Source organism: Neisseria sp. HMSC066H01 (genome assembly GCF_001837375.1).
In the GTDB taxonomy this organism is placed as follows: Bacteria; Pseudomonadota; Gammaproteobacteria; order Burkholderiales; family Neisseriaceae; genus Neisseria.
In genome coordinates this window covers 240,571-254,128 of the sequence record NZ_KV832195.1, presented here as the reverse complement: position 1 = coordinate 254,128, position 13,558 = coordinate 240,571, and the positions used below count along the sequence as shown (strand labels likewise).

Below are 13,558 nucleotides of genomic sequence, written 5' to 3'. Positions count from 1 at the left end.
TTGTCTGTATTTTCTATTGCTTCGCAGTTATGATGTAGATACGTTTGGCTGAAATAATGCCGCGTACAATCATAAAAATAGAAAGCAGAGGAGAATAATGAAACGAGATTTTGAAGCAGTAAAACGCATTGTCATTAAGATTGGAACCAGCTCTTTGGTGTTGCCAAACGGCAAAATCAATTTGGCAAAAATCGACCAACTGGCCTTTGTCATTTCCAGCTTGGCCGGTAAGGGCAAAGAAATTGTGCTGGTGTCTTCCGGCGCGATGGGCTTCGGGCTGAATGTCCTTAACATGGAAAAACGTCCGGCGGAAATGGCGCAGCAGCAGGCTGTTTCCAGCGTCGGCCAAGTGGCCATGATGAGCCTTTACTCGCAGATTTTTTCCCATTATCGGATGACGGTATCGCAAATCCTGCTGACGCGCGATGTGGTCGAATATCCGGAAAGTTTGGCAAATGTTACCAATGCTTTTGAATCCCTGCTTTCCATCGGTGTTATTCCTATTGTCAATGAAAACGATGCGGTCAGCGTGGACGAGATGGACCATGCGACCAAGTTCGGCGATAACGACCGTTTGTCGGCAGTCGTGGCGAAAATCGTTAAAGCCGATTTGCTGATTATGTTGTCCGATATTGACGGTTTGTTTGATAAAAATCCGGCCGTTCACGCCGATGCCAAGCTGCGCAGCCATGTGGCCGATATTACCGAAGAAATTATTGCTTCTGCCGGCGGCTCGGGCAGTAAGTTTGGTACGGGCGGCATGTTCAGTAAGATTAAGAGCGCGCAGATGATGTTTGAACATCACGGCCAGATGGTGTTGATGAACAGCGCCAATCCGCGCGATATTCTTCAGGTTTTAGATGGCGCGCCTATCGGAACGTGGTTTGCACAAGAGAAATAGGGAGGTTGGATGAGCTATATTGAACAGTTGGGCAAGAATGCCCAAAAAGCCAGTAAAACGTTAATCAGCTTGGGAAGCTTGGAAAAAAACAATCTGCTGCGTCAGGTCGCAACGGCGTTGGTTGAACAGGCTGAGATGATTTTGGCAGAAAATGCCCGCGATTTGGCCGCTGCAAAAGAAAACGGCATTTCGGACATTATGCTCGACAGGCTGCGCTTGAATCACGAACGCATCAAAGGCATTGCGGAAGGCGTTGGGCAGGTTGCCGATTTGCAGGACCCGATTGGGCAGGTTGTCCGCGGCTATACCAATCTGGACGGTTTGAAGATTGTTCAAAAACGCGTGCCTTTGGGTGTGGTTGCCATGATTTTTGAAAGCCGCCCCAATGTTTCGGTCGATGCGTTCTCTCTGGCCTTTAAAACCGGCAATGCCATTATTTTGCGCGGCGGTCGCGATGCCATCCATTCCAATACCGCATTGATTGCCGTCATCAGGCAGACTTTGGTACAAGCGGGAATAGATGCCGATGTGGTGCAACTGGTCGAAGATACCAGTCATGCTGCTGCCGAGGAATTGATGCAGGCAGTTGATTATATTGATGTACTGATTCCGCGCGGCGGCGCGCGCTTGATTCAGACGGTGAAAGAGAAATCGAAAGTCCCCGTCATTGAAACCGGAGTCGGCAATTGCCATATTTATGTGGATGACAGTGCCGATTTGGAGATGGCGGTTGATATCGTCGTGAACGCCAAAACGCAGCGTCCGAGCGTGTGTAATGCTGCGGAGTCTTTGGTTGTCCACGAAAAGATAGCGGAAGCGTTTTTGCCCAAACTGGAAGAAGCAGTTGCCAAAGTGCATCCGGTCGAATTTAGAGCCGATCAGGAAGCATTGCGTATGTTTAAAAATGCTGTTTTGGCAACCGAGGAAGATTACAGTACCGAGTTTCTTGACTATATTATGTCGGTCAAAACGGTAAAATCGGTGGAAGAAGCCGTCGATTGGATTAACGGCCATACAACGCATCACTCGGAAGCGATTGTGACCCAAAGTATTGCCCATGCCGAGTTTTTCCAAGAAAGCATTGATGCGGCGGCGGTTTATGTCAATGCGTCCACTCGGTTTACCGACGGCTTTGTGTTCGGATTGGGTGCGGAAATCGGTATTTCCACCCAAAAAATGCACGCCCGCGGCCCGATGGGTTTGGAAGCGCTGACTTCGACCAAATTCTATATCAACGGCAACGGTCAGATCCGACGTTGAGAAACGCCCCCTAAATTCCATCAATTTGCGTATAATGGCGGGAAATTTGATTTTCCCCGAACAACCGATTTAGTAAAAGGAACACACATGTCCTCTATCCACGATCAAATCAAAGAAGTCGTAACCACCCACCGCGTCGTATTGTTCATGAAAGGTACGAAGCAGTTCCCACAATGCGGTTTCTCTTCCCGTGCCGTACAAATCCTGAATGCGGCAGGTTGCACCGACTATGTGACTGTCAACGTATTGGAAAACGATGCCGTACGCCAAGGCATTAAAGAATACAGCGACTGGCCGACTATTCCTCAACTGTACGTCAACGGCGAATTTGTCGGCGGTTCTGACATTTTGATGGAAATGTACGAAGCCGGCGAACTGCAAGAATTGCTGAAAGCTTAATTATCCACAATATTCCGTAATGTAAAATTGTTGACAAAGGCCGTCTGAAACCCTGATTTAGACGGCCTTTCGCACGAAACATACCCTTTCCGCTATTCGTGAAAAAAAGTATAATTCACTCCGTCAACGAAACTCGGAAATACAGAAAATGAACGTTACCGTCATCAATCATCCCCTCGTCCGCCATAAACTGACTTTGATGCGCGAGGCAGAATGCAGCACCTACAAATTCCGCACGCTTACTACCGAGCTGGCACGCCTGATGGCATACGAAGCCAGCCGCGACTTCGAAACCGAAAAATACATCATCGACGGTTGGTGTGGCTCTATCGAAGGCGACCGTATCAAAGGCAAAACCTTGACCGTTGTCCCTATTTTGCGAGCCGGTTTGGGCATGCTCGACGGTGTACTCGACCTGATTCCTACCGCTAAAATCAGCGTTGTCGGCTTGCAGCGCGATGAAGAAACGCTGAAACCGGTTTCTTACTTTGAGAAATTCGTTGACAGCATGGCCGAGCGTCCTGCCCTGATTATCGACCCGATGTTGGCGACCGGCGGCTCTATGGTTGCGACCATCGACTTGCTGAAAGCCAAAGGTTGCAGCAATATCAAAGCATTGGTATTGGTTGCCGCTCCGGAAGGCGTGAAAGCCGTCAATGACGCGCATCCTGATGTAACCATCTACACTGCCGCGCTCGACAGCCACTTGAACGAACACGGCTACATCATCCCAGGCTTGGGCGATGCCGGCGATAAGATTTTCGGTACACGTTAATTGAAATGTTTAAGGCCGTCTGAAAAGTGTCAAACATCAACTTTCAGACGGCCTTGTTATATGGTTTGCTTTAAAACCCACATCAGAAAGGACAATCATGAGCTTTCAAGATAATCTGGCCACCATGCCTGCCATCGACCATTTGAGCGGCTTGGATATTCTCGATAACGAGGGCAATGTGGTTCATCACATTCCCAATGCGCCCGGTAAACAAGGCTCGCTTAAGCTTTACCATGCTTTGGCGCAAGAGTTTGACAGCAAGCTGGACGTAGCGGCGGCAGAACGCGGCCTGGCATGGTTTGCCGAACATGTTGCCGATGCCGAAGCCAATCCGGGTAAGCATCCGAATATTGATTTGCTGTTTAAAGTGAAGACTGACAATATCAGCCTGACTTTGAAACCCTTGGCTGCTTAATGAATACAAAAAAGGCCGTCTGAAAACAAGTTTCAGACGGCCTTTTTATATACTTAAAGCCTTAAGCGATAGAAGCTTCAACGAATGCAGTCAGTTGACCTTTAGCCAATGCGCCGACTTTAGTGGCAACGTTTTCGCCGTTTTTGAACACCATCAGGGTAGGGATGCCGCGAACGCCGAATTTGGCAGGAGTGGCTTCATTGTCGTCGATGTTGATTTTAACGACTTTCAGACGGCCTTGGAATTCGGAGGCAATGTCGTCCAAGATTGGGGCAATCATTTTGCAAGGGCCGCACCATGGTGCCCAGTAGTCCAGCAGTACAGGTACGTCAGATTTCAAAACGTCTTGTTCGAAGTTGGCATCGCTGGTATGGATAATCAATTCGCTGCTCATGTTTGTTTCCTTTTAAATCAGGATTAATAAATGTGTTGTTTAGAATAGTGGCAGACAGGGAAAATTTCAAGTGCCGCAACTAGGTAATAGTTTTTTTGAAATGCGCCTATCGTAATCCTTAAAGATTCAGACGGCCTCTTGAACCATGTGGCCGGAGTAGGCAATCAAATGGCGCGTATAGTCGCTGCTTGGATTAGCAAACACGTTTTCGCATTCGCCTTCTTCAACGATTTTGCCGTCTTTCAACACCATCACACGGTGGGAAATGGCGCGGATCACGGCGAGGTCGTGGCTGATGATGATGAAGGCGAGGCCGTATTCTTTTTGCAGGCTGCTGAGCAATTCAAGGATTTGTTGTTGCCATTGGACATCAAGCGCGCTGGTTGGTTCGTCCAATACGAGGATTTTCGGACGGACAATGATGGCGCGGGCGATGGCGAGGCGTTGGCGCTGGCCGCCGGAGAATGCGTGCGGATAGCGTTCGAGTGCATCTTCGGGCAGGCCGACTTGTTTAAGGACTTCTTCGACGCGACGGCGCATTTCTTCGCGCGGCATTTCAGGTTCGTGAACGCGCAAGGCTTCGGAAACGGTATCGAAGACGTTCATGCGCGGATTGAATGCGCCGAACGGGTCTTGGAATACCATTTGGATTTCGTGGCGCAATTCATGTCTCCATTGCTCGCCGTTGATGTGTAGGCTGCCTTCGGAATCGATAAGGTGCATAACGGCTTTTGCCAGCGTGGTTTTGCCGCAACCACTTTCGCCGATGATACCCAATGTTTCCCCCGATTTGAGATCGAAAGAAACGGGGTTGAGAATGGTTTTGTCTCGTTTTTTAAACCAGCCGTCTGATTCTTTGACGGAGAAGGCGATTTGTTCGGCCTTAAGGACGGTAGCAGGGTTTTCAGGCAAAGGAGCCACTCGGCGTGTTGTGCCTGCGTTGAGCAACATTTTGGTGTATTCGTGCTGCGGATTGGCGAAGACTTCGGTTGCTTTGCCGGTTTCGAGGATACGGCCGTTGCGCATAACGGCGACATCGTCGGCAAAACGGCGCACAAGGTTCAAGTCGTGCGTAATGTAGAGCATGGTCATGCCGTGTTCCTCCTGCAGACGTGAGAGCAGGTCGAGGATTTGGGCTTGGACGGCAACGTCCAAAGCGGTGGTCGGTTCATCGGCAATCAGGAGCTTGGGCTGGGCTGATACGGCCATGGCAATCATGGCGCGTTGGCGTTGGCCGCCGGAAAGTTGGAAAGGGTAGGCCTGGGCTTTTTGCTCGGGCTGGTGGATGCCGGTTTCGTCCAGGAGTTCGATAGCGCGTGCCCATGCCTGTTTTTTATCCAAACCCAAATGCAGGGACAGGACTTCGGCGATTTGTTCGCCGACACGCATGACGGGGTTGAGGGCGGTCATGGGTTCTTGAAACACCATGCCGATTTCGCGGCCGCGCAGTTTTTGCAAGGCGCGTTCGGGCTGGGTCAGCAGATCGGTTCCGCAATATTTCAGACTGCCTTCAAAGGTAACCATCGGATTCAGGCGCATAATGCCTTGCGACAATACGGTTTTGCCGCTGCCACTCTCGCCGACCAATGCCAGTTTGTGGCCGGGTTGCAAGGTCAGGTTGATATCGTGCAGGACTTGCTTGCTCGGAAAGGAGCCGTTTAGGTTTTCGATTTCGAGTATAGGTGTCGTCATGGTCGTGGCCGTCTGAAAAGTTTGTTGATGACAGGTTTTCAGACGGCCTGCATGAATCAAGAGGCCGTCTGAAACAGCGGTTTAGTCTTGAAACTGTTCTTTGAGTTTGCGTTTTAACACTTTGCCGGTGGCATTGCGCGGCAGCTCGTCTTGGAAGATGATTTGTTTGGGGATTTTAAAGTTTGCCAACAGGCCGCGCAGGTGGCTGCGGACTTCGGCTTCTTCCAGCTTCATGCCTTCTTTGAGTTGGATAAAGGCAATGATTTCTTCATCGGCGTATTGGTCTTTCACACCGATGACGGCGGCGGCTTCCACGGCATCGAGTTTGTAAATGGCTTCTTCGATTTCGCGCGGATAGACGTTTTGGCCTTTGGAAATAATCAGGTCTTTTTTGCGGTCGACGATGAAGATGAAGCCGTCTTCGTCTATGGTGACGAAGTCGCCGGTTTTCAGCCAACCGTTGACGATGGTTTCATCTGTGGCGTCAGGCATATTGAGGTAGCCTTGCATGACCGAGCCGCCTTTGATGATGAGTTCGCCCACTTCGCCGCGCGGCACTTCGATCAATTCGTCATCGACGGCTTTCACGGTCAAGCCGGGTAGGGCGACGCCGACGCTGGCAGTTTTTTGGCGTTCGGGCGTATTGACGGCCACAACGGGCGAGCATTCGCTCAAGCCGTAGCCTTCCAGCAATTTGGCGCGCGGGAATTTGGCTTTAAAGTCGTCAATGGTTTGTCCGGCCAGAGGTGCGCCGCCACTGATAAACAGACGGACGCGGTTGAACCATCTGAAATACCAAGGGATTTTGGCTTTGCTCATGGCAGTGTAAATAGCCGGTACGCCGAGGAAAATGGTGGCGCGTTTGAGCAAAACCTGTTTCAACACGTTGGAGAACGGGAAGACGGATTTGACCAAAATAATCGAGCAGGCTTGATATATCGGCAGTAAAACCATGGCGGTCAGCGTAAAGCTGTGGAACATGGGCAAGAAGACGACAAAGCGGTCTTTGCTTGAAATTTGGAAAATTTGTTCAATGCCCGAGAGGTTGGAAAATAGGTTGCTGTAACTGATTAATGCGCCTTTTGGGTGGCCGGTTGTACCGGAGGTGTAGATAATGTGCGCCAAATCGTTGACAGACGGCTGACGGCTCAGATTCGGCTTGCCGGGGAATGTGCGTGCGGCATCGAAATAGCTGTCTTCACCACTGGAGGCTTTGGTTTCGCCAATCCAGATGATTTTACGGACTTTGGTTTTGGCTTTGATGTTTTTGAGTTCTTTGGCCAACGGTGCGGAGGCGAACATAAAGCGTGCGTCGCAGTCATTGAGGATGTAGGAAAATTCTTCGCTTTTCAAAAAGACGTTGAGTGGGACGGCTACCGCGCCGATGGAAGTAATGGCGAAATAGGCGGCAATAAATTCGGGAGAGTTGGAAACGACAAGGGCGACCTTGTCGCCATATTGTACGCCTTCGTGTTGCAGATAGGCGGCGACGGTTTCTACTTCGTGTTTGAGGGAGGAATAGCTGATTTTTTCTTTGTCGTTGAAAATGACCGTGCCTTTACCGTTTTTTTGGCAGGCGGCTGTCAGCATGGCGTAAAAATTAGAGTGGGTGTGCATTTCGGAGTTTGTGTCCATATTGTGTCGATTGATGTACGGTTTCGATGAACCGTTTATTTCGAAGGATAGGTTTTACATCCTATCGGTAAAATAAGCAAGAGGCCGTCTGAAAATACTTTCAGACGGCCTTGAGCTTTGCTGGGCTTAGGAAAGCAATATTTTGAATTTAAACCTATTTATTGTGTTGATGGGAATATTCCCATTCTTCGAAGGCACGGCCGTCCGGAAGATGGCACAAGCCGATTTCGTTATCGTTTCTGTCTTGAGCCATTTCGAGTTTGCCGCTATGTTTGAGGCAGAACCGGTGGTAGAAAGTCTTAGAACTAGCCGTTGTTCAGACGGCTGTCGGGTACTTTCTTAAACAGGCGATAGAAATTGTCGCTGGTGTTTTGTGCCAATGTTTCCAAGCTCTCGCTGCGCAGATTGGCTACGAATTCGGCTGTATAGCGGACGTAGGACGGCTCGTTTTGTTTGCCGCGTTTGGGAACCGGCGCGAGGAAGGGGGCATCGGTTTCTACCAAGATTCTATCGGCAGGGACGTATTTGGCGGCTTCCTGAATCAGCGGCGCGTTTTTAAACGTCACAATGCCGGAGAAGGAAATGTATAAGCCCAAATCTAAAGCGGCTTTGGCGAAGGCAACGTCTTCGGAGAAGCAGTGAATCACGCCGGAGTTGGTGTGGCACTCTTTCAAAATCCGCAATGTGTCTTCGGCCGCATCGCGCGTGTGAACGATAACGGGCAGGCCGCTTTCGTTGGCGGCTTGGATATGGTCGGCAAAGCGTTGATGCTGCCATGACAAATCGCCTTTGCACCAGTAATAGTCCAAACCGGTTTCGCCGATGCCGACGATTTTGGGATGTTTGGCCGCTTCTACCATTTCGGCGATGGTAAATTCCTCCGCTTCTTGGCTGTCGGGATGTACGCCAATGGTGCAGTAGATGTGGTCGTGCGCCTGGGCAATGTCGAAGACTTCGGCAAAACTTTGTTTGCTGACGCTGATGGCAAGCGCTTGTTTGACGCTTTGCGCTTCCATATTGGCAAAGACTTCGGGCAGGCGGTCTTTTAGGCCGTCAAAGTTGAGATGGCAATGTGAATCGATTAAATGCATGGTATTACAGGGTAAAAGTAGTACGGTCGCTGCGCAGGCGCGGACCGAGCTCGGCTTCGATCAGGTTTTTTGCCTGCTGGCAGCTTTCGTGTTCGGAAAAGGCAAGGCCTACGCCTTTGGGGCGGTGGGCTGAAGTGCGCGCCGGATTGATCCAAACGACTTTGGTTGGCAGGAAGCGTTTGGGATAGTCGGCGATTTCGACGGCCAAGAGGATGTCTTCGCCTAGGGAGAATACGTCATCGGTCGGTACGAACAGGCCGCCGTGTTCTAAAAACGGCATATAGCAGTTGTACAACAGATTGGGGTCTTTGAGTTGCAAAGCCAACATCTTCGCCGGAATGTCTTTTTTATTCATCATTTATTACCTGTTAGGGTTTGTTTTGCCAAAAATCTAAATATTCGATAAGCAGATACTCAAGCTGCATTTTAACACTCAAGGTATGGTATCCGTAAGGGTTGAGCGCGTTCAGACAGCCCAATAGGGCAAACAGCCTGCGTGAATCGGTTTTGGAGGCCGTCTGAAGCAGGGCTTGGGCATGGTGCGGATAATAAAGCGGCGCCATGCTTTGTTGTGCCAAGCCGACATCCGTCAGCCACTTTTGCAGCCAGTCGATGAAAACGGCCAGCGGTTGTTTTTGTTTGTCGAACGCGGCGGCGTAGTCGAGTATGGCCAACAGGCGCGGGGCAGCCAGCAACGTCAGCAATTCTTCGCGCAATGCGTCCAATTCGGGAGCCTGTGTGAATAAAGGCGCGCCGCTGTGGAATGCCAACAAGGCTTCGGCATTTTCCACGCCCTGTTGACGCAGATATGCCGCAGCTTGTTCATGGGTCGGCGAGGGCAGCACCATCTGGCGGCAACGGCTTTTGATGGTGGGCAGGAGTTTGTCGCGCGCGTGGGTAACGAGCAGGAAAACGACGTGTTGCGGCGGCTCTTCCAGAGCTTTCAACAAACCGTTTGCCGCCTGTGTATTCATGCTTTCCGCCGGATGTACTAATACCACGCGCAGGCCGCCGCGGACTGCGGTCAGGTAAATGTTTTCCACAATATCGCGCACGGCATCGATTTTGATTTGCAGGAGTTTGCGTCCTATTGCCTCGCCTTCGGGAATTTCCGGCGTGATTTCGTAAAAGTCGGGATGCGTGTTTTGGCTGAACAAATGGCACGAAGCGCACTCACCGCAGGGTTCATGACCGGACTTGGGCGATTCGCACAGCAATGCCTGCGCGACAAAGCGAGCAAACTCGGTTTTGCCGGTATTTTCTTTGCCGGTAAACAGCCAAGCGTTGGGACGGTTTTGCCAATGGGCGGCGAGCTGTTGCCATTGGGTTTCATGCCATGGATAAATCATATCGTTTGGGAACTATAAGGTAGGTGGTTATTATACGCTCAGGCCGTCTGAAAAAGTTTTCAGACGGCCTTTTATTAACTGCCTAAAAATTAATCAAATATCGTTTTGTTTTGAAATATCAAACATTAAGCAGACTTATTCACAGCCTTTGCACACGCTTGTTTGGGGAAAATGTGCATTTTGTTTGACGGTAAATTAATGCTTAAAATTTAGGCAGTCTTGTTTTTTAATGTTAAATCAGACAGTAATCTGATTTATGCACAAGCTGTCCACGAGATTGAACAGTGAAAATGTGCATGGTGGGGATATATTTCAGACGGCCTTATTTGCTGATTTTCAACAAAGCAGTCAAATCCCCGATAAATTTCGGTTCCCGTTTGATGAGGTAAACAATCAACGGAAGATTACCCACGGCCACAATCAAATACAGCAGCGTAATGCTGTTGAACAACATCAGCAAAACCGCGCTCAAAATAGCGGCCGACACCATAAACACGCCGTTGATGATGTTGTTGGCGGCGACGGCGTGGGCGCGGAAGGTTTCGCTGCTGGCGGTTTGCAGCCAAGTGTAGAGCGGTACGGAGAAGAAGCCGCCGAAAAAGCCGATGGCCGACATGACGAGCATAATCGGATACGCTTGGGCTTGCGATAAAAACCAGAGAATGCCGTTTAATTCGGTAAAGCGTTGGCCTTGGGTCAGCCATACCAACAATAATCCACAGACCGTCAGCCCCAGGGTGCCGATGGTGACCAAGCCCAAAATCAGGCGCTCGTGGCTGAGTTTGGCGCATAATACCGAGCCGATGGCGATGCCGATGGAGAACAGCGCCAACATCAGGTTGAACACATTATCGTTGCCGCCCAAATGGATTTGCGTGAACGTCGGCAGTTGGGTGGTATAAACCGAGCCGACAAACCAAAACCATGAAATACCGATGATGGAAGTGAATACAGGACGGTTGGCCGCCGCTTCACGAATCAGCGAATTCGTGCCTTTGATGATGTTCCATTCGATTTTTGTGTCCGGCATTTTAGCGGCTACAGACGGCATAAACAGGCTGGTCATCGTGCCGCCGATGGCGACCAATAACACCAAACCGCCAACAATATACGGCGGAACGCCTGCGACTGCGGTGCCCAAAATCTGGCCGAGCAAAATGGCGATAAACGTACCCGATTCAATCAGGCTGTTGCCCATAATCAGCTCTTTGTCGTTGAGGTAATCGGGCAAAATGGCGTATTTCAGCGGGCCGAACAGGGTCGATTGCGTACCCATGCAAAACAGGCAGATTAAAAGCAAAGGCGCGGATTGGATGTAGAAGCCATACGCCGCCACTGCCATGATGATGATTTCCAACAGCTTGATCCAGCGCGCCAAAACGGCTTTGTCGAATTTGTTGCTCAGTTGCCCTGAAAGCGCGGAAAACAGGAAATAGGGTAGGATAAACAGCATCGCGCCCAAGTTCAGCATTTGGCTGGATGGCAGAAAGTCGTTTTTGCCCAAACCGTAAAAACTGATCATCACGAATAATGCGGTTTTGAACACATTATCGTTCAACGCGCCCAAAAACTGCGTCCCAAAGAGCGGCGCAAAACGGCGGGTCGTGTGGAAATTCAGATTGTCTTTTTTAAGGCTCATTGTTCGGATTCTTTGTCTTCGTCTTTTTCGATCAGTTTTTCAGTGGAGTCATCGTCCATCAAAATGCGGTGCGCAGGTCCTTCAAGGTCGTCAAACTGTCCGTTTTTACCCGACCACCAGAAAAACCAGCCGATAATAAAGGCCAAAATAATGCTGATGGGGACAAGGATAAACATACTTTCCATTACATCGCTCCGGTCAAATCGGTCAGGATAAAGGTTTTGCCGCTGACGGTCAGGTATTCGTTGCGCAGCGCGCCGATGTTTTTATCGTCAAAAAACAATTCGATACGGTCTTTAACCACGCGCCAGTATTGCGGAATATCGGTTTGCTCGAAAGGCGACAATACCGCCGCTGCGGCTGCGTCTTCACTTTGCAGCTTGATTGCGAAGCGTCCGCTTTGCGGCGGATTTTGCGACTCATCGTCTGCCAACATAATAAAAAATCCGGCATGCTCGCCGTCTTGAGTGTGGATACTGAAATAATGCATATTGAAAATTCTTCAAAACCGCCGTCATTTTTCAGACGGCCTAAAATAAAATTCCGTCCATTTTACATCAAATATTAAGTCAAGCAGCCGATTACATTTTTTGTTAGAATACGGCGTTTACTTTGTTAATCTGTTCAGACCGCTACCCACTACGTCCCACAAGGGGTGCAACATAGCCGGAGCAGCAGTCAGGCCCCGACAAAAAATGCCGTCTGAAACCTCAAGGAGCATAAAATGACACAAAAATTAATCTTGGTTTTGAACTGCGGCAGCTCTTCTCTCAAAGGTGCCGTATTGGATAACGACAGCGGCGAAGTATTGCTGAGCTGCCTGGCAGAAAAACTCAATCTGCCTGATGCCTACATCACCTTCAAATTCAACGGCGAAAAACATAAAGTTGAATTGGCTGCCAAGCCAGACCATACCGGCGCGGTAGAAGCCCTGATGGACGAGCTCAAAGCCCATGGCCTCGACACCCGTATCGGTGCGATCGGTCACCGCGTGGTAAGCGGCGGCGAATTGTACAGCGAATCCATTTTGGTTACCGACGATGTTATCGCTGGTATCGAAAAATGTATTCCACTTGCTCCTTTACACAACCCGGCTCACCTTTTGGGCCTGCGCGCTGCACAAAGCATCTTCAAAGGCCTGCCGAACGTTGTCGTATTCGACACCGCATTCCATCAAACCATGCCTGAACACGCTTACAAATATGCTGTTCCACATGAATTGTATGAAAAATACGGCTTGCGCCGCTACGGCGCACACGGTACCAGCTACCGCTTCGTTTCTGACGAAACTGCACGCTTCCTCGGCAAAGACAAAAAAGACCTGCGCATGGTGATTGCCCACTTGGGTAACGGTGCATCTATTACCGCCGTCGCCAATGGCGAATCACGCGATACCAGCATGGGCCTGACTCCGCTGGAAGGTTTGGTAATGGGTACCCGCAGCGGCGATATCGACCCTGCCGTTTTCAGTTTCTTGGCTGAAAACGCCAACATGACCATTTCCCAAATTACCGAAATGCTGAACAAAAAATCCGGCCTGCTCGGTATTTCCGGTTTGTCCAACGACTGCCGTACCATCGAAGAAGAAGCTGCCAAAGGTCATCCGGGCGCCAAACTGGCTTTGGAAATGTTCATCTACCGCTTGGCTAAATACATTGGCAGCATGACAGTAGCGGCAGGCGGTTTGGATGCATTGGTCTTCACCGGCGGTATCGGTGAAAACTCCGACATCATCCGCGAACGTGTATTGGGCTACTTGGGCTTCCTCGGTCTGCACATTGACCAAGAAGCCAACCTGAAAGCCCGCTTCGGTAATGCCGGTGTGATTACCACCGCCGACAGCAAAGCTGTTGCCGTTGTGATTCCTACCAACGAAGAATTGATGATTGCACACGATACAGCCCGTCTGAGCGGCCTGTAATCCTCGTCATTATTGAAAACAACCTGCCCGTAAGGGCAGGTTTTTTGTTGTGTATAGATGAAGAAAATTTTGAGAATATATTGAGAA

At 50.0% G+C, this 13,558-nt stretch carries 15 protein-coding genes; 6 read left to right on the top strand and 9 right to left on the bottom strand.

What is annotated here, in order from left to right:
- Positions 1-97 precede the first annotated feature (97 nt).
- From proB to HMPREF2551_RS08065, 5 genes are all read left to right on the top strand, one after another.
- Positions 98-901: a glutamate 5-kinase gene (gene proB, locus HMPREF2551_RS08085; protein WP_070838333.1), complete on the top strand. Its 804-nt coding sequence runs from the start codon at positions 98-100 to the stop codon at positions 899-901.
- A gap of 9 nt (positions 902-910) precedes the next feature.
- Positions 911-2,161, top strand: a complete 1,251-nt coding sequence (locus tag HMPREF2551_RS08080) for a glutamate-5-semialdehyde dehydrogenase (RefSeq protein WP_070838331.1) — start codon at positions 911-913, stop codon at positions 2,159-2,161.
- A gap of 87 nt (positions 2,162-2,248) precedes the next feature.
- Entirely contained in the window at positions 2,249-2,560 is a 312-nt protein-coding gene (gene grxD / locus HMPREF2551_RS08075; RefSeq protein ID WP_003681608.1) for a Grx4 family monothiol glutaredoxin, read from the top strand.
- Between the two features lie 148 nt (positions 2,561-2,708).
- On the top strand, positions 2,709-3,335 hold the full coding sequence (gene upp / locus HMPREF2551_RS08070; protein ID WP_039864255.1) for a uracil phosphoribosyltransferase: 627 nt from the start codon (positions 2,709-2,711) through the stop codon (positions 3,333-3,335).
- Between the two features lie 97 nt (positions 3,336-3,432).
- Positions 3,433-3,750, top strand: coding sequence for a DUF2322 family protein (locus tag HMPREF2551_RS08065; protein WP_070838329.1), 318 nt, complete (start codon positions 3,433-3,435; stop codon positions 3,748-3,750).
- A 61-nt stretch (positions 3,751-3,811) separates the two neighbouring features.
- Here HMPREF2551_RS08065 and trxA read toward each other — a convergent pair whose 3' ends face one another.
- The 9 genes from trxA to HMPREF2551_RS08020 form a co-directional block, all read right to left on the bottom strand.
- Complete coding sequence (gene trxA, locus HMPREF2551_RS08060) at positions 3,812-4,144, bottom strand: thioredoxin TrxA (RefSeq protein ID WP_070814454.1); 333 nt, start codon at positions 4,142-4,144, stop codon at positions 3,812-3,814.
- A 126-nt stretch (positions 4,145-4,270) separates the two neighbouring features.
- Positions 4,271-5,836 carry an ABC transporter ATP-binding protein gene (locus tag HMPREF2551_RS08055; RefSeq protein WP_070838327.1) on the bottom strand — a complete coding sequence of 522 codons (1,566 nt, stop codon included), beginning with the start codon at positions 5,834-5,836 and terminating at the stop codon, positions 4,271-4,273.
- Positions 5,837-5,917: 81 nt separating this feature from the next.
- The gene (locus HMPREF2551_RS08050) at positions 5,918-7,471 is read right to left on the bottom strand and encodes a fatty acid--CoA ligase (protein WP_070838325.1); all 1,554 of its coding nucleotides are present in this window, start codon (positions 7,469-7,471) and stop codon (positions 5,918-5,920) included.
- Positions 7,472-7,776: 305 nt separating this feature from the next.
- Positions 7,777-8,562 (bottom strand): TatD family hydrolase, encoded by a 786-nt coding sequence (locus tag HMPREF2551_RS08045; protein WP_070838323.1) that lies wholly within the window; start codon positions 8,560-8,562, stop codon positions 7,777-7,779.
- 4 nt (positions 8,563-8,566) lie between these two features.
- Positions 8,567-8,920: a PilZ domain-containing protein gene (locus tag HMPREF2551_RS08040; RefSeq protein WP_003746058.1), complete on the bottom strand. Its 354-nt coding sequence runs from the start codon at positions 8,918-8,920 to the stop codon at positions 8,567-8,569.
- Positions 8,921-8,930: 10 nt separating this feature from the next.
- Positions 8,931-9,911, bottom strand: a complete 981-nt coding sequence (locus HMPREF2551_RS08035; RefSeq protein WP_070838321.1) for a DNA polymerase III subunit delta' — start codon at positions 9,909-9,911, stop codon at positions 8,931-8,933.
- 322 nt (positions 9,912-10,233) lie between these two features.
- Positions 10,234-11,550, bottom strand: coding sequence for an MFS transporter (locus HMPREF2551_RS08030; RefSeq protein WP_070838319.1), 1,317 nt, complete (start codon positions 11,548-11,550; stop codon positions 10,234-10,236).
- A complete protein-coding gene (ccoS, locus tag HMPREF2551_RS08025; RefSeq protein WP_049323541.1) occupies positions 11,547-11,735 on the bottom strand; it encodes a cbb3-type cytochrome oxidase assembly protein CcoS in 189 nt (62 codons plus the stop codon). The genes HMPREF2551_RS08030 and ccoS overlap by 4 nt, the downstream gene beginning before the upstream one ends.
- A complete protein-coding gene (locus HMPREF2551_RS08020; protein ID WP_070625817.1) occupies positions 11,735-12,040 on the bottom strand; it encodes an HLGFF motif protein in 306 nt (101 codons plus the stop codon). Before HMPREF2551_RS08020 ends, ccoS begins: the two co-directional genes overlap by 1 nt.
- A 234-nt stretch (positions 12,041-12,274) precedes the next feature.
- Between HMPREF2551_RS08020 and HMPREF2551_RS08015 the strand changes: the two genes are divergently transcribed.
- The gene (locus HMPREF2551_RS08015; protein ID WP_070838317.1) at positions 12,275-13,471 is read left to right on the top strand and encodes an acetate kinase; all 1,197 of its coding nucleotides are present in this window, start codon (positions 12,275-12,277) and stop codon (positions 13,469-13,471) included.
- Positions 13,472-13,558 lie beyond the last annotated feature (87 nt).

Excerpts from the sequence above, each read along its gene's own strand:
- proB (WP_070838333.1), top strand. The coding sequence starts at position 98 with ATGAAACGAGATTTTGAAGCAGTAAAACGCATTGTCATTAAGATTGGA.
- HMPREF2551_RS08080 (WP_070838331.1), top strand. The coding sequence starts at position 911 with ATGAGCTATATTGAACAGTTGGGCAAGAATGCCCAAAAAGCCAGTAAA.
- grxD (WP_003681608.1), top strand. The coding sequence starts at position 2,249 with ATGTCCTCTATCCACGATCAAATCAAAGAAGTCGTAACCACCCACCGC.
- upp (WP_039864255.1), top strand. The coding sequence starts at position 2,709 with ATGAACGTTACCGTCATCAATCATCCCCTCGTCCGCCATAAACTGACT.
- HMPREF2551_RS08065 (WP_070838329.1), top strand. The coding sequence starts at position 3,433 with ATGAGCTTTCAAGATAATCTGGCCACCATGCCTGCCATCGACCATTTG.
- trxA (WP_070814454.1), bottom strand. The coding sequence starts at position 4,144 with ATGAGCAGCGAATTGATTATCCATACCAGCGATGCCAACTTCGAACAA.
- HMPREF2551_RS08055 (WP_070838327.1), bottom strand. The coding sequence starts at position 5,836 with ATGACGACACCTATACTCGAAATCGAAAACCTAAACGGCTCCTTTCCG.
- HMPREF2551_RS08050 (WP_070838325.1), bottom strand. The coding sequence starts at position 7,471 with ATGGACACAAACTCCGAAATGCACACCCACTCTAATTTTTACGCCATG.
- HMPREF2551_RS08045 (WP_070838323.1), bottom strand. The coding sequence starts at position 8,562 with ATGCATTTAATCGATTCACATTGCCATCTCAACTTTGACGGCCTAAAA.
- HMPREF2551_RS08040 (WP_003746058.1), bottom strand. The coding sequence starts at position 8,920 with ATGATGAATAAAAAAGACATTCCGGCGAAGATGTTGGCTTTGCAACTC.
- HMPREF2551_RS08035 (WP_070838321.1), bottom strand. The coding sequence starts at position 9,911 with ATGATTTATCCATGGCATGAAACCCAATGGCAACAGCTCGCCGCCCAT.
- HMPREF2551_RS08030 (WP_070838319.1), bottom strand. The coding sequence starts at position 11,550 with ATGAGCCTTAAAAAAGACAATCTGAATTTCCACACGACCCGCCGTTTT.
- ccoS (WP_049323541.1), bottom strand. The coding sequence starts at position 11,735 with ATGGAAAGTATGTTTATCCTTGTCCCCATCAGCATTATTTTGGCCTTT.
- HMPREF2551_RS08020 (WP_070625817.1), bottom strand. The coding sequence starts at position 12,040 with ATGCATTATTTCAGTATCCACACTCAAGACGGCGAGCATGCCGGATTT.
- HMPREF2551_RS08015 (WP_070838317.1), top strand. The coding sequence starts at position 12,275 with ATGACACAAAAATTAATCTTGGTTTTGAACTGCGGCAGCTCTTCTCTC.